This window comes from Nocardiopsis alba (assembly GCF_000710955.1).
GTDB classification, from domain to species: Bacteria; Actinomycetota; Actinomycetes; order Streptosporangiales; family Streptosporangiaceae; genus Nocardiopsis; species Nocardiopsis alba.
Genome location: NZ_BAZE01000018.1, coordinates 42,329 through 61,065, shown reverse-complemented (window position 1 = coordinate 61,065; position 18,737 = coordinate 42,329). Strand labels below are relative to the sequence as shown.

Here is an 18,737-nt window from a genome sequence, read left to right as displayed (position 1 = left end):
TTCTGGGTTCCTTCTGTGGCTCTCGCGTGTACGGGGACGTCTGTGGCCGGCGCGTGTCCCGCACCCGGGTGGGCGCGGTGGGGCACGAGCGGCCTAGAGATGCTTGTAGACGTCCTCGAGGCGCAGGCCACGGGCCAGCATCAGAACCTGGAGGTGGTAGAGGAGCTGCGAGATCTCTTCGGCGGCCTGCTCGTCCGACTCGTACTCGGCCGCCATCCAGACCTCGGCCGCCTCCTCGACGACCTTCTTGCCGATGGCATGGACGCCGGCGTCGAGTTGGGCGACGGTCCCGGACCCCTCGGGGCGGGAGCGTGCCTTCTCTGACAGCTCGGCGAACAGCTCTTCGAAGGTCTTCATGGTCTCTTTCCTCGACCGACAGTGCGTTACCAGGGTAGGCGCTTCCGACACCCGGTGACCAACCGGGGACCGGAAGTCTCACCATGTGGGAGGGCCGGCGCGCCGGGAGGGTGCCGGGGCTCAGGCCATACGGCGGGCGACGGCCCGCACCAGGGAGCGCGGGAGCACGCGCAAGAGCCCGTCGGCGGTCTTGTAGGCGGCCCCGGGGACGACCACGGAGCGCCCCGCGGACCAGGCCCTCAGGGAGTCCCGGACCACCTGTTCCTTGGCCACGAAGGCGAACTCGGGCATCCCCTGTTCCTGGACGCCGCGGGTCATGTCGGTGCGAACGAACCCGGGGAACACCGTGGTGACGTACACACCCTTTCCGCGCACCTCGGCGGAGACGCTCTCGCTCCACAGGGCGATGAACTTCTTGCCCCCGCCGTAGACCGACCCTCCGGGGTTGGAGGGGACCTCCCCGGCCATGGAGGACACGTTGATCACCCCGAGCCGACGATCCGCTCCGGAGGCGGCTCGGGCGATCTGGACCGGTAGAACGGCGCGGGTCAGATGGAGGACGGCGCGGACGTTGAGGTCGATCATCGCGTCGATGTCGTCCGGTTCCTGGTGGACGAAGACGCCGCCGTCGCCGCGCCCCGCGTTGTTGACCAACAGGTCGATGGGGGCGGTCCCGTCCGAGCCGTCGGCGGAGACGCGCTCGACCACGGTGGCGAGCCCTTCGGGGGTGCCCAGGTCCGCGGCCAGGACCTCGATGTCGGTGCCGTAGCTCCCGCGAAGGTCCCCTGCGAGGTCTTCGAGGTTCTCCCGGCTCCGCGCCACGAGGACCAGGGAGTAGCCGCGCTGAGCGAGGCTGCGCGCGTACTCCTCGCCGATGCCGCGGGAGGCGCCGGTGACCAACGCCGTACGGGACGGGTCGGGCCGGTTTCGGGTCCTGTCCGCTTCGCTCATGGCTCCAGCGTAGGGCGTGGGCCCTCGGTTCCCGATGGCGCCGTGGTGATGACCACCCGGTGTTTCCCGGACAAACCCTTCCTCGCTTTCCCCATGGGGGCGACGAGGCGTTAGCGTTCAACCATGTCCGAGACACAGAGCCCTGCCGGACCCCTTTCCGCTCTCAGGCTGGAGGAACGTCTGCGTGACACCAGGCTGTTCTTCGGCCAGGCGTTGCGCACCTTTCACGCCACGGGTTCCATCGTGCCCAGCAGTGGCGCGTTGGCCTATGAGATGGCCGAGTACGTCCGCCGACGCCCCGACCCCGAACAGTCGCTGAGCATCCTGGAGGCGGGCGCGGGCACGGGCGCCATCAGCCGCGGGATCGCCGCCGCGATGCGTCCCGGCGACACGATCGACCTCGTCGAGGCCAATCCGGAGTTCGCCGCCCACGTCGAGGAGCTGCTCAAGACCGACCCCGAGATGTCCCGAGTCGCCGACTCCGCCGCCGTGCACGCCTGCCTGGTGAACGACATGGGGACCGACCGCACCTATGACGTGATCGTCTCCGGGCTGCCGTTCGCCAACTTCACCGCCGAGCAGGTCGAGAACATCCTCGACCACTACTTCACGGTGCTCCGCCCCGGCGGAACGCTGTCGTTCTACGGGTACCTGTACACGAAGCAGGTCAAGGCGGTCATCGCCAAGCGCGAGGACTACCTCCGTCAGGCCCGGAGCGGCTGGGTGGTCCAGGACTGGATCGACCGCTACCGGATCGACTCGGCGAGGGTCTACGCCAACATCCCGCCGGCCTGGGTGCACCACCTGCGCAAACCGGAATGGGAGTCCTCCGGGGAGCGTCCGCGCGCGCTCTGATCCCCGGTTCCCGACCCGATATGTTCCGGTCCCGTCTCGCATGAACGGCCACCACGCCGTTCGTCCGGGGCGGGACCTTGGTCGTCTCTTCACGAACCAAGCCAATCGTGCACGCTTTGCGGGGAAATGTCGGAATTTTACCTATTGATGCACCCGAGTTGCGTGCAATGACCGGAAGAGCGCCGACCTCGACCTCCCCACGTCGAGCATCCTCGAAGATCGTCCACAGGCTGTGGACGACTTTTTTTCCCACGCCCTCCCGCCCGCCCCTCCGACCTCCGCACCACGGGGAGGAAGAGGGGTGGAAGCGCATCGAAGCAGGTCAGAGTGGAGAGCCCCAAAAAGGGGGAGCACTCCCCCACTCTCGGAGGCCACACCCCGAAGCCCGCGCCACTGCACTCCGCGACGAGTGACCCACCCCAGGTCAGCTTGTGGGCCGCATCACCGGAAGCTCGAGTCGCGTGTCCTCTGTGACGCCGGTAGTCTCGCGTTGACTTCTGGGGGGAGATGACCTTTTCCGGAACGACCGGCATCACCCGGTTCGCCAGAGCGGGCGTTAAAAGTTCCTGATGTCTGTTCAAAGTCCCCCGAGGCTCATCCCGCGCCACCATCCCTGCGTCTACGTTTTTCACACCAAACCCGTGTGAACGGAAAGCATGCGCGCGGAGTCCCATATCTCACCTATTTTCCCAGGTCATGCCATAGACCAGCGGAGGAGGCAACGTGACGCTCACCCAGGCGGTCGAGGGGGCTTCGGTCACGCCCACGAGGGCGACCGACACCACGCTCGAAGCCATGCCCCTCGACGTGCGCCAACGCGTCTCCGCCCTCGCGCGAACCTCACGGCTCCTCGTGGCCTGTGACTACGACGGCGCGCTGGCCCCCCTCGGTACCGACCGGCACGGGCCGCTCCCCGGAGCGGTCCGCGCCCTGCGCGACCTCGCCGACCTGCCCGGCACCGTGTGCGCGGTCGTCTCCTCCCGTCCCCTGCGCGATCTCGCCGTCCTCTCCCGGCTGCCGGCCGAGGTCCGGCTGGTGGGCGCCTACGGCACAGAGTTCGACACCGACCTGACCATCGACCCCTCGCGTCCGGGTCCCGGGGCCCCGCCCTCGGACAAGTCCGCCGCCCTCGAACTGCTGCGCGAGCAGGTCGACGCCACCGCGCTCCTCTACATCGGAGGCGGCGAGGGCGAGGAGCCGGTGTTCATGAACCTGAACACCGGAGCCGACGCCGGCATCCGTGTCGGCGCCGAGCCCACGGTCGCCTCCCACAGCGTCCCGGACACCCCGACCGCCGCCACCCTCCTGGCCCTGCTCGCCACCGAGCGCCGCTCCTGGGTCTTCGGCGAACGCCCCACGCCCATCGAGCGCATGTCGATGCTGTCCAACCAGGCCTCCGTGGCCCTGGTCGGCCCGGACGCGCGCCTGCTCTGGTTCTGTCACCCGGAGCCCGACTCGGGCGCCCTGTTCGCCGAGGTGCTCGGAGGCCGCCAGGCCGGGGTCTTCTCGATCGCCCCCGCGCACGGCGGGCTGCCCCTCGGCCAGCGCTACCTGCCCGGAACGATGACCGTGCGCACCCGCTGGTCGCGCCTGGAGGTCACCGACTACCTCACCCACGACACCGAGCCCGGACGCACCGACCTGGTGCGGGTGATCGGCGGCGTCACCCCCGCCACCATCGAGTTCGCCCCCCGCCCCGACTTCGGCCGTGCTCCGATCCGCATCACCGTCGAGCCCGAGGGCCTGCGCGTCCAGGGCGCCGACTTCCCGATGGTGCTGCGCTCCCCCGGCGTGGAGTGGCACATCGACCACGACGGCACCGACGACATCGCCCGGGCCACCGTCCACCCCAGGTCCGAGCGCCCCGTGATCCTGGAGATGCGCTGCGGCACCGACTCCCTGGCCGCAGAGGAGCGGACCGAGTCCGAGCGCCGTGAGCTCGCCGCGCACCACTGGTCGGACTGGCTGGAGACGCTGGAGCTCCCCGCCACCGAGCGCGCCCTGGCCGAGCGTTCCGCGCTGACGCTGCGGGGTCTGTGCACCCCGACCGGCGGGGTCATGGCCGCGGCCACCACCTCGCTGCCCGAGGAGATCGGCGGCGTCCGCAACTGGGACTACCGCTACTGCTGGCTGCGCGACGGTGCCCTGACCGTCCAGTCCCTGGTCACCCTGGGCTCCACCGTCGAGGCCGAGGCCTTCCTGGAATGGGTCCACCGTGTCGTGGACTCCCTGCCCGGCCCGGAGCTCCTGCGTCCGCTGTACTCCCTGCGCGGCACCGACCTGGGCCCCGAGGAGGTCATCGAGTCGCTGTCCGGCTACGCGGGCTCCCGCCCGGTCCGGATCGGCAACCTCGCCGACCGCCAGGTCCAGCTCGACGTGTTCGGCCCCGTGGTCGAACTCATCGCCCACCTGTCCCGGGAGCGCGGCACGCTGGCCGACCGCGACTGGGAGCTGGTCCGCTCCATGGCCGAGGCGGTCGCCCGTCGTTGGCACGAGCCCGACCACGGGATCTGGGAGGAGCGCGACGAACCCCGTCAGCGCGTCTACTCCAAGGTCATGTGCTGGGTCACCCTCGACCGGGCGCTCACCCTTGCGGAGACCTACGGTCGTCGGGCGGAGGCGTCCTGGGCGGGTCTGCGCGCGGAGATCGCCGAGGAGGTGCTGGACAAGGGCTGGAACGAGACCGTGCAGGCCTACACCACCGCCTACGACGGCACCGACCTGGACGCCGCCTCTCTGCACATCGGCCTGTCCGGAATGATCGACCCGACCGACGAGCGCTTCCAGTCCACGGTCACCGCCGTGGAGGCGGAGCTGCGCAGCGGACCGACCGTGTACCGCTACCACCGCGACGACGGTCTGCCCGGCGGCGAGGGCGGGTTCCACCTGTGCACCACCTGGCTGATCGAGGCGTACCTGCTCACGGGCCGCCGCGCGGAGGCCGAGGAGCTGTTCAAGCACCTGGTCGACGCCGCGGGTCCGACCGGTCTCATCCCCGAGGAGTTCGATCCGGTCACCGAGCGGGCGCTGGGCAACCACCCGCAGGCCTACTCGCACCTGGGCCTGATCCGCTGCGCCCGCCTGCTGGACACGCACCTCTGAGCGCCACCCCGCTCGACCGGTAGCGTCGGCACCGACCACGGGGCGTCCCGCACGGGACGCCCCGTCTCCCTTCCCCCAGGAGAAGTCATGTCGACCCCGCGCGCCCGAAGGACCTCCGCTCCGAACAAGGTCCTGGTCACCTTCCTGCTCCTCGCCCTGTCCGTCATCGGCTTCCAGGCGTTCGTGGGGCCGTCGGTCCTCCCGATCGTCCCGGCCGATAGGCCGCACGAGTTCGCCAACGGGCTCGGGGTGAGGCTGCTGAGCATCGCGCACACCCACGAGGACGGAGAGCACCTGGTGACCTGGAGCGTCGAACTCCATAACCCCGGCGACACCGACCTCGTCCTGGACCCGACGACCGCCTGTCGGCACGTCATGCCGCCCGAAGACGTCGGGACGCCCGGATCTCCCATGGAGCACACCGAGAGCGTCGTCGTCCCGGCCGGACAGGTCACTTACTGGTCGGACTCGTGCCCCTCCCCCGACTCGGGCCGCTGGTGGGCGTACACGGTGCGTTTCGACGATCCGACCGAAGAGCACCGCTACCCGCCGCTCACCCTGCTCGGCCGCGCCCACTGAACCCGGACCGGAGATCCGGGGCGTCACCACGGTGGAATGTCCCTGGTGACGAGTAGGGTTCCGGAACCCATCGGACACCTGAGAGGCCCCCGGATGGTCGCCGTCCTCGATCGCCGCGCGCTCAACCGCGCCACCCTGGCACGCCAGTTCCTGCTCGAAAGGGTGGACCGGCCGGTCACCGACCTGGTCTCCCACCTGGCCGGGCTTCAGGCGCAGACCACCCACAGCTGGTACGTCGCCTTCCAGAACCGGCTGATCCGACCGGATCCGGAGGAGGTGGGCCGTCTGCTCACCGACGGCGCGCTCGTGCGCATGTCGCTGATGCGTTCGACCCTGCACCTGGTCACCCCGGAGGACGCCCGCGCGCTGCGCTCCGTCACCCGGGAGGTCATGGCCCGGGATCTGCGGAACAGCCGGCATGGCAGGGCCACCGTCGGGGTGGACCACGCCGCGGTGGTGGCGCGAGGCCGGGAACTGCTGGAGGAACGGCCGCTCACCGCGCGGGAACTGGGAGAACGGCTCGGCGAGGACTGGCCGGACGTTCCCGGTGAGCACCTGGCCTACGTGGTGCGCTGTCTGCTCCCGGTCGTGCAGACACCGCCGCGCGGGGTCTGGGGCGCCTCGGGGCGTCCCCTGCTGGCCCCGGCCGACCGGTGGACCGGGCTCGACATGGAGGTCGAACCCGACCGGGAGGGCCTGGTCCTGCGCCACCTGGCCGCCTTCGGACCGGCGAGCGTGCGCGACGTACAGGCATGGTCCGGGCTGACCCGGTTGAAGGCGGTGGTGGAGGGGATGCGGGACCGGCTCGTGTCCTTCCACGACGAGCGGGGCGTGGAGATGTTCGACCTGCCCGAGGCGCCGCGTCCTGGGTCCGACGTCCCCGCCCCGCCGCGGTTCCTCTACGACTTCGACAATCTGCTGCGCGCCCACGCCGACCGGAGCCGGGTGATCTCCGACGAGGGGCTGCGACGCATCGCCGTACGCAACGGCATGCCCCCGGCCACCGTGCTCGTGGACGGATCCGTGGCCGCCACCTGGAGGGTGCTCCGGGGCACCGCCCCGGTGGTGGAGGTGGCCCCCTTCGCTCCCCTCCCCTCCGGCGAGGCCGAGCGGGTCGCCGAGGAGGGACTCGCGCTCCTCGCCTTCCTCCGGCCGGACCGTGACGACGGCCGGATCGAGTTCGTCACCCCCGACTGACCCGGCGCTTCACCCGTTTTCTACATATGTATCCGGATCACGGGGCCTACACGGGTATGTGACAGGATTCGAGGGTGACTGAAGAGTTCCGCGCCGCGTTCCAACGCGTGCTCGACACCGCCGCCGGCCAGACACCCGACTTCCCCGAGGCCGTGCGCGAAGCCTTCCGGCTGTCCTCCCACGTGCCCACCGAGGAGTTGGAGACGGCCCTGGAGGCGCTGGCCCCGGTGCTGGGCGACTGCGAGCCCTACCCGGGTGTGGCGGCCGACCTCTCGGTCCTCGCCGGAGCACTGGTCGAGTCGGGCGCCCCCGCCGGCCAGGTCGGTCTCGAAGTACTGCGTCAGGTCGGAAGCTACGGACAGGCCGCCGTGGCGTTCCTGCACGCGTGGGAGAAGACCGGCGGAGGCCCCCTTCCCGCCCCCTCCGAGGTGAGCGAGACCGAGGAGAAGAGGGTCGAGGAGGTCCTCGGTGAGAACGCCCCGTTGGCCACCATGGGCTGGTGGACCGTCCAGCGCTACGGCCTGGCCGCCAAGGCCATGCTGTGCGACGCGGGGGTGCGCTCCGCCGTCCGTGCGGACGCCGGGGCGATGAAGGGGCTCGGTCAGATCGTCCAGGCGCTCTCGACGCGACTGAGCGAGTTCGGCGAGATCTCCGAACTGCTGCGGATGGCCGAGGTCAGCCGGGTCCTGGTCCTGGACCGCGCCTCCCGACGAGGGTTCCGGGTGCGCTTCGACGGGGTCGGCGACAACTTCCAGCTCCACACCCTGCTCGCCGACGCCCTGATCGGCAAGGAGGGGATGCGACTCCCGGGATCCCGCCCCGACCCCCGCTGGGTGGCGGCCTCTCTGGACGCCCCGGTCGACCCGCTGGCCGACGTGGTGCGCGGCGAGTGGGACCTGGTCGGCGGGGACGGCACCTGGGTCGGCAACGAGGCCTGCCCCGGCGACATCCCCGAGGTGAACGGCGAGCGGGTCCTGGTCCTGGAGCCCCAGTCGCTGCTGCACTCGTGGCGTGCCGGACGGCGCCACCCGCACATCACCGGAGAGTTCACCGTCCTGTCCGAACTGACCCCGGACGAGGCGGCCTCCTGGTGGACCCGTCTCCATCCGGCCGGGGCGGTCCGTCACCCGCAGGCCCCGCCGATCGAGAACGACGACGCAGGCACGGACCCGGCCCCCCGCCACTTCGGGGAGGCCGCGCACTTCGCCGAGGTGGACCCCGGCCCCTCGTCGGTGCCCTTCCCGGCACTGTCCCCGGAGGCGGATCCCTCCGGCCCCGACGCGGCCGCGCTCGTGGAGCCCGGACCGTCCTCCGCCCTCCCCTTCGACCCCGACCCCGAGCCCTTGGACGAGGACGAGGACGAGGAGTTCCCCGGAGCCGCCCCTTGGGCCGGAGCGCCGGTGACCCGGATCGACGAGGAGGACCTCTTCCCGGTCCCCGACGCGGGCCCCTTCCGCGACCCCGATCCGCTCGGCGGACCGATCGAACCGCCCTCCGACCTCTTCGACGACCGCCCCGAGGCGACGTCCGATCTCTTCTCCCCCGCCCCGGTGGAGAACGAGAACCCGCCGCCCTCGACGTTCTCGGACGAGGGAACGCCCGAGAACGTCGAGACCGAGGGGCCGGCCCCCGGCTCCCGCCTGCTGCCGCCTCTTCCGCCCGGGGTCTCGGACAGCTTCACCTGGGCTCCGCACTGGAAGTGGCCCGCCCCGCCGCGGCGTCCCTGACCCGAACCGCGCCCCACACCACCCGTGAAGAGCGCATATGACAGTTGTCATGCCGATCCCACGCTTCTCTCACACGGAGTCGGTGACCGATGCGACTGTCGTGAGAAGCGCTCCGGCGAGAATCTGGGTACATGATGACGACGACGCCCGCTCCCCGTTCCGACTCCGATAGGTCCGGCGACGACCGGCCCACCCGTGAACAGGCCCTCAAGGCCGCCGAGCAGGCCTGGATGGAGCACGAGCAGGAGCTCGGCCGCGAGGCGCTCCGCTCCCTCAAGCCGTGGAAGGGCAAGGCCCAGCGGCAGGACAAGGTCCTGTTGACGGTGGCGCTCCTGCTCCCCGCGCTGCTCCTCCTCACCCTGCCGCTGCGCCCGTTGTTCATCGCCGACCACCCGCTGGCGCTGGCCCTGATCACCGGAAGCCACGCGGCCGTGGGCGCCGCCTCGGCCTTCATCGGCGTCGGGCAGGGCGGCGCCCTGTGGGTGGTGATCCTGGCGGGTGTCATCGGCAAGATCAAGATCGATTGGATCTTCTGGTGGCTGGGCCGACGTTGGGGGCGCGGCATCGTCAACTTCCTGATCCAGGGGGAGCGCGGGCGCCGTTTCGCCGACCGTCTGGAGACCATGAACCCCTGGGTCATGCGGGCCCTCGTACCGTTGAGCTACCTGCCGGGCGTCCCCGCGGGCATCACCCACGTGATCGCCGGAGCCAACGGGATGCGCCTGCACGTCTACATGCTGCTGAACGCGCTCGGCGCGGCCTTCGTCACCTCCATCGTCGCCCTCGTCGGCCACTCCTCCGGTCAGACCGGCGTGGACGTCGTGCTGCTGATCGACAAGTACGCGCTGTGGATCATGCTCGCGCTCATCTTCGGCATGGCGCTGTACCCGACGTTCACCGCGAGCCGCGATCAGAAGGCCCGTAAGACGGCCGCGCTGGAGAAGGCCGCCACCGAGTACGACGCCGAAACCGCCCGCCTGGAGGCCGAGGGCCGCTCCACGGAGTCCACCATCGCTCCGACCACCCCCACCGACGAAGAGAACCCTCGGTGACCCGGCCGCGACCACGGGTAGCCCACAGGTGGGGCGTACGCGGATAGGCTGGCAGACGGCAATCCGTCACCTTGGGCAACGCCGGCTGCACCTGGTGCGTCACCAACACTCTCAAGGAGATCCCGTCATGGGACAGCAACACTTCGACCTGGTGGTCCTCGGAGCCGGACCCGGCGGCTACGTCGCGGCCATCCGAGGCGCCCAGCTCGGCCTCAAGACCGCGGTCATCGAGGAGAAGTACTGGGGCGGTGTCTGCCTCAACGTCGGCTGCATCCCGTCCAAGGCGCTCCTGCGCAACGCCGAGCTCGCGCACCTGTTCCACAACGACGCCGACACGTTCGGCATCAAGGTGGAGGGCAAGGTCGAGTTCGACTACGGCAAGGCGTTCAGCCGTAGTCGCGAGGTCGCGGACGGCCGGGTCAAGGGCGTTCACTTCCTGATGAAGAAGAACAAGATCGCCGAGCTCGAAGGGCGCGGCACCTTCCTCGACGACCGCACCATCGAGGTACGGGGAGCGGACGGGGAGACCACCACGGTCACCTTCGACAACGTCATCATCGCGGCCGGCTCCTCCACCAAGCTCATCCCGGGCACCTCGCTGTCCGAGCGGGTCGTCACCTACGAGGAGCAGATCCTCGAGGAGAAGCTGCCCGAGAGCATCATCATCGCGGGCGCGGGCGCCATCGGCGTCGAGTTCGCCTACGTGATGAGCAACTACGGGGTCGACGTCACCATCGTGGAGTTCCTCGACCGCGTGGTGCCCATGGAGGACGAGGAGGTCTCCAAGGAGATCGCCCGCGCCTACAAGAAGCTCGGCGTGAAGGTCATGACCTCCACCCGGGTGGAGAAGGTCGAGGACACCGGCTCGGGGGTCGAGGTCTCCGTCACCGGCACCGACGGCGCGCAGCAGGTCCTGAAGGCCGACAAGCTCCTCCAGGCGATCGGGTTCTCCCCCAACGTCGAGGGCTACGGCCTGGAGCGGACCGGTGTGGAGCTCACCGAACGCGGCGCCATCGCCATCGACTCCCGGGGCCGCACCAACGTCCCGCACATCTTCGCGATCGGCGACGTCACCGCCAAGCTCATGCTGGCGCACACCGCCGAGGCCATGGGCATCGTCGCCTCCGAGACCATCGGCGGCGCCGAGACCCAGGAGATCGACTACCGGTTCATCCCGAGGGCGACCTACTGCCAGCCGCAGATCGCCTCCTTCGGCTACACCGAGAACGAGGCCAAGGAGGCGGGCTACGACGTGCAGGTCGCCAAGTTCCCCTTCGTGGCCAACGGCAAGGCGCACGGCCTGGGCGACAGCCGCGGTTTCGTCAAGATCGTCTCGGACGGCAGGTACGGCGAGTTCCTCGGCGCCCACATGGTGGGGCCGGACGTCACCGAGCTGCTGCCCGAGCTGACCCTGGCCCAGCAGTGGGACCTGACCGTGCACGAGGTGGCGCGCAACATCCACGCCCACCCGACGCTCAGCGAAGCGGTCAAGGAGGCCGTGCACGGCCTGGCCGGTCACATGATCAACTTCTGATCCGACGTCGTTCGTCGAGGCCGGTCCCGGGTCGTCCCGGGGCCGGCCCCTTCGTATCGGGCGGGCGATCCTCGGGGCCTCCGGGGGCGGAGAGGTCCGGGCTCCCCGAGGACGCGGGACTTGCTAAGTTTCCCTGTGTCCCCCGCCGTCTCCCCTCACACGAGCACGGCGCACCCCGAACCGAAAGCCACCCATGCGCCTCATCCCGTCCACACCCCTGTCGTGCCTGGGCACGGCCGTCGCCGCGGTCGTCATCGGCGGTGTCGTACTCGTCGGCTGCGACGTGGTCGACCTCGACCTGGACCTGAGTCTGTCCAGTGGGGACGGCGCGGACGCCCCGGACGAGGAGGCGAGCGCCTCCCCGAGCCCCGAAGCGGAGGACGAGGAGGAGCAGGACACCTCGTCCTACGGGCTCCCCGAATCCTGTGAGGCGGCCTCCGCCGCCCAGATCGTCGGAGACCTGGCCCCCGGCCCGGTCCTCAGCGAGGAGAGCGGACCCATCGACGGGTTCGAGGACGCCGAGCAGCTCTCCTGCACCTTCAGCGAGGGCGGCACCGAGCCGGGCACCCCTTCCTTCACCATCGTCTTCACCTCCGGCGCGGACCCGAGCGCCTCCCCGGACCTGGTCCAGGTGCCCGGCGCCGAGGCCGAGATGAACTGGGAGGTGGACGTCGACGTGGACGTCGACACCTACCACACGGAGGAGTCCGACGACCTCGGCGGCGACCTGGAGTACGTGGGCACCGTGGACGGTTCCAGCCGCCACCTGTACCTGGAACTGCCGGGCGACTTCTACGTCACCGCCATCGCCTACTTCGACGACGTCGAGCGGGGCGACCTGGAGCGTGTCGTCTTCCAGGCGGCCGGGCAGATCCGTAACTGACGAAGGGGGCCGGAGTGGACCGGGAGGGGCCCGTACGCGGGGTCGGCGGACTGAGTCGGGCCGAGCTGGAGGCCGGGCGCGACCTCCTGCTGCCCGACGTCCTCTCGGAAGGGCTCCCGGTGGTGTTCTGCGGGCTCAACCCCGGGCTGACCAGCGCGGTCCGGGGGCACCACTTCGCCTCACCCGGCAACCGGTTCTGGCCGGCCCTGGCGCGCTCGGGGTTCACCCCGGGCCGTTACTCCCCCGACCGGGACGGCACTCTTCCGGAGCTGGGGATGGGCTTCACCAACCTCGTGGCCCGGGCCACCCGGGGTGCGGACGAGCTGGAGCCCGAGGAGTTCGTCCGCGGTGCCGAGGAGCTGCGCCGCAAGGTCCTCGAACTGCGTCCGGGGTGGCTGGCCTTCCTGGGGATCACCGGGTACAGGGCGGGGTTCGGTGACCGGCGCGCGAAGGTCGGTCCTCAGGAGACCACGATCGGCGGGACCCGGCTGTGGGTGCTGCCCAACCCGAGCGGACGCAACGCGCACTGGACGCCCGAGGGGCTGGCGGAGGAGTTCGGTCGGCTGCGTGCCGCGGCGGGCCTGCCCGACCGATCCCTCCCCACAGGACGCTCCTAGCCGACCGCCGGGGCGCCGCCCCACAACCCCGTGTCCAGGGCCCGTAGACAGCGCGCGACACGCGCCGCGGGCCCTTCCCCGCCCCGCTCCGGAGCGTCCGAGGCGGCCCAGTCCTCGATCGACAGCCGTACCGCGTCGGTGACGGCCGCCGCGGCCAGTCTCAGCACGATGTCGTCCTCCTCCCGCCCGGTCAGCCGCGCGAGCACGGGCACCAGGAGCACCTCCGATTCCCGGTTGACCCGGTGCCAGACCGCGCGCAGGGAGACGTCGTCCCGTGCCACGCGGACCAGCCCTCGCGCCCTCTCCAGTTCCTCCGTCTCCTCGGCGCTCTCGGGGGTGAGCTCCGCGAGGATCGAGCGTTCCACCGCCTCGGCCGGGTTCCCCCCTGGCTCGAAGGAGCCCAACCGTTCACGCCACCGATCGGCCCCGGTGACCAGCAGAGGGGCGACCGCCTCCTGTTTCGTGCGGAAGTAGCGGTAGAAGGTGCGCGGAGAGACCCCGGAGGCGCGGGCGATGTCCTCCGCCGTGGTGCCGTCGACACCTTGTTCGGTGAACAGCTCCGCGGCCGTACGGGCGATCTCCAGTTGGGTCATGGCCTTGCGTCGCTCGGTGAGCGAGGGCCGGCCCCGTTCTCGTGGGTTCTCGGTGTTCATCACCGCCATGGTAGGCCCACCACCGCCAGGGTGACCTTTCATGCATTTGTGGCACATTGTGCCATCAAGGCATAGTATGCAGTCGTCGCACGTGCGGCCGGACAGAGGGCCCGACCGCCGGAAGAGTGGAGGAAGCCATGAACCGCTTCGAAGGACGACGCGCCCTGGTCACCGGCGCCGGCTCGGGTATCGGCCAGGCCACGGTGCTGCGCCTGCTCGACGAGGGCGGCACCGTCGTCGCCGCCGACGTGAGCGAGACCGGACTGAAGGACACGCTCGCCCGCGCCGGCACCGCCGCCGACCGACTGACCACCCTCGTCATGGACATCGCCGACGAGGACTCCGTCCGCTCCGGGGTGCGCTCCGCCGTCGACACGCTCGGCGGAATGGACGCTCTGGTCAACGCGGCCGGCGTCCTGCGCTCGTCGCACACCGAGAAGACCTCGCTCGAGGACTTCGAACGGATCCTGCGGATCAACCTGGTCGGCACCTTCCTGGTGACCCGCGAGTCCCTACCGGCGCTGCGCGGCGGCCGAGGCCCCGCCGTGGTCAACTTCAGCTCCACCTCCGCCGCCTTCGCCCACCCGTACATGGCGGCCTACGCCGCCAGCAAGGGCGGGATCCAGTCCATGACGCACGCCCTGGCGAGCGAGTACGCCGGGGACGGGATCCGCTTCAACTCCGTCCAGCCCGGCTCCGTCTCCAGCGGCATGACCGACGGCAGCGGGGCCAGCGGACTGAGCCGGGGCCCCGGACTGCCCGAGGACGCCGACATGCGCCTGTTCGCGAAGCTCTCCCCCGCCCTCGGCGACGGCGGTTTCGCCGGGGCCGACCGGGTGGCCTCGATCGTGGCCATGCTCGCCTCCGACGACGCCGCCTTCGTGACCGGGACCGAACTGCGCGTCGACGGCGGCACCCACTTCTGACCGCCCCGGATACACGAGAAGGGGGCCGCCGACACGATGTCGACGGCCCCCCTTTCTCCGTGTGTTCCTAGTACTCGACCGGGATCTCCTCGAACTCGCCGAACGGTCCGGCGCGCAGCGTCAGCTCCTCGACGTCCACCGGGGGCGCCGGGAAGACGGCGACCAGCTCGTGGGTGTTGCCGGGCTGGATCGTGTGCACCTCCTCGGCGAAGCTGCTGTAGCGGTTCTCGCCGAAGTCCATCTGGGCCACGTAACGGACCAGGCCGCTCTCCGGCTCGAACAGCTGGAAGCCGCCCAGGGTGCCCTTGTTGAACTGCTCGGGACCGCCCGCCACCGTCTCGCTGCCGCCCAGCTCGGGGGCGAGCGGCTCATCGGTGGTGTTGGTCATCGCCACGGTGCCGATGACGTAGGCGCCGTCCCGACGGAGCGGGTAGATCTCCAGCCGGATGCCGTCCTTCTCGCCGTCGGCGACCACGGAACCCGGGTCGTCGCTGTAAGGAGCGGGCCAGGTGACGTTGCGCTGGGCCACGCCCAGACCGTCGTCGTCGTACTCCTCGTCCTCGGTGGCCTCGACCGTCGGGTTGAAGACGTAGGAGAACTCCACCCGACGGTTACGGGCGCGGGCCTCCTCGTCGTCGGGGCCGCCCTCGCGGGCGATGGGCTCGCGCTTGCCGCGCCCCTCGACCTCCAGCTTGTAGTCGGTGCCGAGCTCCTCCGCGAGCAGGTCGCGCACGCTCTCGGCGCGCTCCACCGACAGGTTGTCGTTGTAGGAGTCGTTTCCGATGCCGTCGGTGTGACCGACCACGGTGATCGTGGGGTCGTCGGGGTCGACGTTGCGGGCCAGCGTGGTGGCGGCGCGCCGGACCACGTCCGCGGCGTCGGCGGTCAGATCCGAGCGGTCGAACTCGAACATCACGTCGGAGTGCAGGGAGATGATCTCCCGATCCCCGTCACGGGTGGTCGAGGCGATCTCGGAGTCGACGAAGCTCTGCACCCAACCCTCGTCGGCGACCGCGTCCTCGTCGGGCCGACGGTTGGCGAAGGTGAGGTTCTCGCCTCGCGGGGGCGGGTCGTCGAGCGTGAGGTGCTTCGGCCCGTTGGGGTCCTCCGGGTCCTCGCGCTCGTTCTCCACGTCCTGGACCGGGATGCCGGTCATGGCGCCCAGACCGCTGCCGACGAAGGTCACTTGGGACACCTCGTCGGGCAGGCGGGGGAAGTAGCGGGTGTACTCGTTGGTGACCCCGTCGTGCACGGGGTACAGGCCGTCCTCGTTGGGGCTCTCCGAGCCGTACTTGAGGCCCTCGTCGTCGAGGAACTGCCGGTACACGCGGCCGGTCAGGGGGTCGACCAGCGTGTGCGCCATGCTCAGGTTCCGGTTGGGTCCGGAGAAGTCGTCCGGGTAGGAGACCTCGTAGTGCATGACCGTGTAGTCGTCGGTGCGCTCCAGGCCGGTGATGGCGAAACGCATCTCGGCGTCCTGGCCGGTGTCCTGGAAGATGCGTCCCTCACGAACGTAGGGGAACTCCTCCTTGACCTCGGGCGGGCCGGACGCTTCTCCGAAGGTCTCGGACCACCAGTCGGACACGACGGTGCAGCCGCTGAGCAGGAGGCTGCCCGAGACCATGAGCGCGACCACGGTGAGGGGCGTCTTGCGCGCCATGTGGGGGAACTCCGATCATTGAGAGGACGTACCGGAAACATCCTCTTGTACTCGCGGGGTCGAACCGACCATAGTGCCCTGTCACGGGCTTCGGGCACCGGCCTGGCCAGCGACGACCCCTATGGGAGATTCTTCGCCGATACCGCCCGGAAACGGTACCCGTCGTCCCTCTCCGCCCCGTGAAGGGGGGCGCGTCGAAGCCCCGTCCTCCCACGTCGGGCACGTAACGTCATGGGTCGACGACGGAAGGACGTGCGACGGTGAGGGGCCTCGGATGCGTCGGACCACCCTGGCGGGCTGCGGTGTCGTGATCGCCCTCGCTCTGACCGCGTGCTCCGGTGGGACCGAGGCGCCGGACGAGCTCGGGGAGGCCTCGAAGGGCCCCGTCGAGTCCACCGCCTTCGGACCGGACTGCGCCGACCTCCCGAGCGAGGGCCCCGGCAGTCTCGCCTCGATGGCCGAACAGCCCTTCCTCACCGCCGTCGCCGAGAACCCGGGACTGAGCCGCCTCGCCTCCGCCCTGGAACGGAGCGGGTTGGAGCGGGAGTTGGCCGAGATCGACGACATGACGGTGTTCGCACCCGTCGACGACGCCTTCGACATCTACCCCGAGGAACAGGTACGGGAGCTCTTCGACGATGCCGACCTGCTGGCCTACCTGATCGGCCACCACGTGACCCTGGGCGAGTACGGCAGCCGCGATCTGGTCGAGGGTTCCCTCCCCACCTTCGGCGGAGACCGGATCAGCACCGCGGAGAAGGACGGGGAGTACACGATCGAGGGCTACTCCCCGGTGGTCTGCGCGGACGTCCGCACCACCGACGCCACCGTGCACATGGTGGGGATGCTCCTCATCCCCACCTGACCCGACGTAACACGGTCTCGGAACGGCGCCCGCCGAGCACGCTCGAAGAATTCTCGAAAAAGATCGTCCCTTCACCCATCCGGTCCGCGTCCGGCACCGAACCCCCCATGTGACCAACGAGACGAGCGGGGGGCGGGCCCCGCGACACGAAGGGCGACGACGGACCGCCGTCGGGGCGGGCGTCGGCCTGCTCGTCGTCGGAGCCTCGCTCGGCTTCGGCGAACTGGCCGCGGGGCTCTTCCGTGTGACGTCCCCGGTGGTCACGGTCGGCGACGCGCTCGTCGACAACAGCCCCCCTCTCCTCATGGAGTGGGCGATCTCGCTCTTCGGAACCGCCGACAAGGCGGTACTGATCGCCGGAATCCTGTCCGTCCTCGTCCTGGTCGGGGCGGTCCTGGGCATCATGGCGTCGATCCGTCCCGCGGTCGGATACGTGGGGCCGGGGCTGTTCACGGCGGCCGGCCTGGCCGCCGTCGCCCTCCGCCGCTCCGACGACCCCGGGGCGGCCGCGGCCGTCGTCGCCGGAGCGGTGGCGGGGGCCGCGGCGCTCACGCTCCTGCTGCGAGCCGAGCGCCGCCGCTTCGGACCAGAGGGAGGAAGGGAGACCGGGACACCGGCGGACACGGGGGGCGACCCGCTTCCCGCACCCGCTCCGGAGGAGTACCGAGGGCCCGGGAGACGCGGTCTCGTCATCACGGCCGCGGGGGTCCTGGCCGTCTCCGGTTCCGCCGGTGTCCTCGGGCGCCTGTCGGCCTTGGCGGGGGCCGATACCGCCTCCCGTCCCGGGGCGGCCCTGCCGATCCCGGCCCGACCGTTGTCCGACCTGCCTCCCGGCACCGACCTCGGCGTCCCGGGGCTGACCCCCTTCACCACCCCCGAACGGGACTTCTACCGGATCGACACCGCGCTCACCATCCCCAGGGTGGACTCCTCCCGATGGAGACTGCGCGTGCACGGCATGGTCGACCGCCCCTTCGAGATCGACATGGACGAACTCATGACGCGCGACGTGATCGAGGCGGACATCACGTTGGCATGTGTGTCCAACCAGGTCGGCGGGGACCTCATCGGCAACACCCGCTGGCTCGGTTTCCCCCTGGCCGACCTTCTACGCGAGGCCGGTGTCCGATCAGACGCCGACCAGATCCTCAGTACCTCCACCGACGGCTGGACCTGTGGCACTCCCACGGAAGCGGTCATGGACGGTCGCGACGCCCTTCTCGCCGTGGGCATGGGTGGCGCGCCGCTCCCCCACGTCCACGGATATCCCGCCCGGATGGTGGTGCCCGGCCTGTACGGATTCGTCGGCGCGACCAAATGGGTCACCGACATCAAGCTCACCCGCTTCGCCGACGAACGGTCCTACTGGGCACGGCGCGGCTGGGGCGTACAGGCCCCGATCAAGACCATGTCCCGCGTCGACGTACCGGCCCCGCTGGGCCGGGTCGAGGCCGGAGACGTCGTCCTGGCCGGGGTCGCCTGGGCCCAGCACCGCGGGATCGACGCGGTGGAGGTCCGAGTGGACGACGGCGACTGGTGGGAGGCCGAACTCGCCGAGGTGCCCGGCATCGACACCTGGGTCCAATGGATCGCCGAGACCACGGTCGGCCCAGGGGTCCATTCGGTCGAGGTCAGGGCCACCGACTCCACCGGCTACACCCAGACCGCCGAGCGTGTCGACCCGATCCCCGACGGGGCGACGGGCCGACACCGCATCCGCTTCACCGCCGACTGAACCCGACGTCGGCCTCACGAACCCGAGAACACGAACACCCACCG

The 18,737-nt window shown here is 70.4% G+C and carries 16 protein-coding genes; 12 read left to right on the top strand and 4 right to left on the bottom strand.

Annotated features, from left to right (window positions below; translation table 11 throughout):
* Window positions 1–93 precede the first annotated feature (93 nt).
* Complete coding sequence (locus TR33_RS24890; RefSeq protein WP_014913038.1) at window positions 94–357, bottom strand: phosphoribosyl-ATP diphosphatase; 264 nt, start codon at window positions 355–357, stop codon at window positions 94–96.
* A 120-nt stretch (window positions 358–477) separates the two neighbouring features.
* Window positions 478–1,308, bottom strand: a complete 831-nt coding sequence (locus TR33_RS24885) for an SDR family NAD(P)-dependent oxidoreductase (RefSeq protein ID WP_042285850.1) — start codon at window positions 1,306–1,308, stop codon at window positions 478–480.
* A 123-nt stretch (window positions 1,309–1,431) separates the two neighbouring features.
* On the opposite strand from TR33_RS24885, the gene TR33_RS24880 reads away from it, so the two are divergent.
* The 9 genes from TR33_RS24880 (at window position 1,432) to TR33_RS24840 (ending at window position 12,854) form a co-directional block, all read left to right on the top strand.
* Window positions 1,432–2,163 carry a class I SAM-dependent methyltransferase gene (locus TR33_RS24880; RefSeq protein WP_042285849.1) on the top strand — a complete coding sequence of 244 codons (732 nt, stop codon included), beginning with the start codon at window positions 1,432–1,434 and terminating at the stop codon, window positions 2,161–2,163.
* A gap of 723 nt (window positions 2,164–2,886) precedes the next feature.
* On the top strand, window positions 2,887–5,265 hold the full coding sequence (locus TR33_RS24875) for a trehalase-like domain-containing protein (protein WP_017532996.1): 2,379 nt from the start codon (window positions 2,887–2,889) through the stop codon (window positions 5,263–5,265).
* 87 nt (window positions 5,266–5,352) lie between these two features.
* On the top strand, window positions 5,353–5,844 hold the full coding sequence (locus TR33_RS24870; protein WP_017532995.1) for a hypothetical protein: 492 nt from the start codon (window positions 5,353–5,355) through the stop codon (window positions 5,842–5,844).
* Window positions 5,845–5,880: 36 nt separating this feature from the next.
* Window positions 5,881–7,041, top strand: a complete 1,161-nt coding sequence (locus tag TR33_RS24865) for a winged helix DNA-binding domain-containing protein (protein WP_084570332.1) — start codon at window positions 5,881–5,883, stop codon at window positions 7,039–7,041.
* 74 nt (window positions 7,042–7,115) lie between these two features.
* A complete protein-coding gene (locus TR33_RS24860) occupies window positions 7,116–8,768 on the top strand; it encodes a hypothetical protein (RefSeq protein WP_042285846.1) in 1,653 nt (550 codons plus the stop codon).
* Window positions 8,769–8,899: 131 nt separating this feature from the next.
* A complete protein-coding gene (locus tag TR33_RS24855; protein ID WP_017532992.1) occupies window positions 8,900–9,820 on the top strand; it encodes a DedA family protein in 921 nt (306 codons plus the stop codon).
* Between the two features lie 127 nt (window positions 9,821–9,947).
* Window positions 9,948–11,354, top strand: a complete 1,407-nt coding sequence (lpdA, locus tag TR33_RS24850; RefSeq protein ID WP_014909882.1) for a dihydrolipoyl dehydrogenase — start codon at window positions 9,948–9,950, stop codon at window positions 11,352–11,354.
* A 193-nt stretch (window positions 11,355–11,547) separates the two neighbouring features.
* Window positions 11,548–12,237 (top strand): hypothetical protein, encoded by a 690-nt coding sequence (locus tag TR33_RS24845; RefSeq protein WP_042285844.1) that lies wholly within the window; start codon window positions 11,548–11,550, stop codon window positions 12,235–12,237.
* A 14-nt stretch (window positions 12,238–12,251) separates the two neighbouring features.
* Window positions 12,252–12,854: a mismatch-specific DNA-glycosylase gene (locus tag TR33_RS24840; protein ID WP_017532990.1), complete on the top strand. Its 603-nt coding sequence runs from the start codon at window positions 12,252–12,254 to the stop codon at window positions 12,852–12,854.
* Here the strand turns inward: TR33_RS24840 and TR33_RS24835 are convergent.
* Window positions 12,851–13,507, bottom strand: a complete 657-nt coding sequence (locus TR33_RS24835; protein ID WP_234305959.1) for a TetR/AcrR family transcriptional regulator — start codon at window positions 13,505–13,507, stop codon at window positions 12,851–12,853. The genes TR33_RS24840 and TR33_RS24835 overlap by 4 nt on opposite strands.
* Window positions 13,508–13,644: 137 nt before the next feature.
* Here TR33_RS24835 and TR33_RS24830 point away from each other — a divergent pair, with 137 nt between their 5' ends.
* A complete protein-coding gene (locus tag TR33_RS24830; RefSeq protein WP_042285840.1) occupies window positions 13,645–14,433 on the top strand; it encodes an SDR family NAD(P)-dependent oxidoreductase in 789 nt (262 codons plus the stop codon).
* A 67-nt stretch (window positions 14,434–14,500) separates the two neighbouring features.
* Here the strand turns inward: TR33_RS24830 and TR33_RS24825 are convergent, their stop codons facing one another.
* Window positions 14,501–16,093 carry an OmpA family protein gene (locus TR33_RS24825; protein ID WP_017532987.1) on the bottom strand — a complete coding sequence of 531 codons (1,593 nt, stop codon included), beginning with the start codon at window positions 16,091–16,093 and terminating at the stop codon, window positions 14,501–14,503.
* 274 nt (window positions 16,094–16,367) lie between these two features.
* Between TR33_RS24825 and TR33_RS24820 the strand changes: the two genes are divergently transcribed.
* Both TR33_RS24820 and TR33_RS24815 read left to right on the top strand, forming a co-directional pair.
* The gene (locus TR33_RS24820; RefSeq protein WP_042285836.1) at window positions 16,368–16,958 is read left to right on the top strand and encodes a fasciclin domain-containing protein; all 591 of its coding nucleotides are present in this window, start codon (window positions 16,368–16,370) and stop codon (window positions 16,956–16,958) included.
* Window positions 16,959–17,067: 109 nt separating this feature from the next.
* Window positions 17,068–18,693, top strand: a complete 1,626-nt coding sequence (locus TR33_RS24815; protein WP_042285833.1) for a molybdopterin-dependent oxidoreductase — start codon at window positions 17,068–17,070, stop codon at window positions 18,691–18,693.
* Window positions 18,694–18,737: the final 44 nt, after the last annotated feature.

Coding starts and splice junctions, on each gene's coding strand:
- TR33_RS24890 (WP_014913038.1), bottom strand. CDS start 357: ATGAAGACCTTCGAAGAGCTGTTCGCCGAGCTGTCAGAGAAGGCACGC.
- TR33_RS24885 (WP_042285850.1), bottom strand. CDS start 1,308: ATGAGCGAAGCGGACAGGACCCGAAACCGGCCCGACCCGTCCCGTACG.
- TR33_RS24880 (WP_042285849.1), top strand. CDS start 1,432: ATGTCCGAGACACAGAGCCCTGCCGGACCCCTTTCCGCTCTCAGGCTG.
- TR33_RS24870 (WP_017532995.1), top strand. CDS start 5,353: ATGTCGACCCCGCGCGCCCGAAGGACCTCCGCTCCGAACAAGGTCCTG.
- TR33_RS24865 (WP_084570332.1), top strand. CDS start 5,881: ATGTCCCTGGTGACGAGTAGGGTTCCGGAACCCATCGGACACCTGAGA.
- TR33_RS24855 (WP_017532992.1), top strand. CDS start 8,900: ATGATGACGACGACGCCCGCTCCCCGTTCCGACTCCGATAGGTCCGGC.
- lpdA (WP_014909882.1), top strand. CDS start 9,948: ATGGGACAGCAACACTTCGACCTGGTGGTCCTCGGAGCCGGACCCGGC.
- TR33_RS24845 (WP_042285844.1), top strand. CDS start 11,548: ATGCGCCTCATCCCGTCCACACCCCTGTCGTGCCTGGGCACGGCCGTC.
- TR33_RS24835 (WP_234305959.1), bottom strand. CDS start 13,507: ATGAACACCGAGAACCCACGAGAACGGGGCCGGCCCTCGCTCACCGAG.
- TR33_RS24830 (WP_042285840.1), top strand. CDS start 13,645: ATGAACCGCTTCGAAGGACGACGCGCCCTGGTCACCGGCGCCGGCTCG.
- TR33_RS24825 (WP_017532987.1), bottom strand. CDS start 16,093: ATGGCGCGCAAGACGCCCCTCACCGTGGTCGCGCTCATGGTCTCGGGC.
- TR33_RS24820 (WP_042285836.1), top strand. CDS start 16,368: ATGCGTCGGACCACCCTGGCGGGCTGCGGTGTCGTGATCGCCCTCGCT.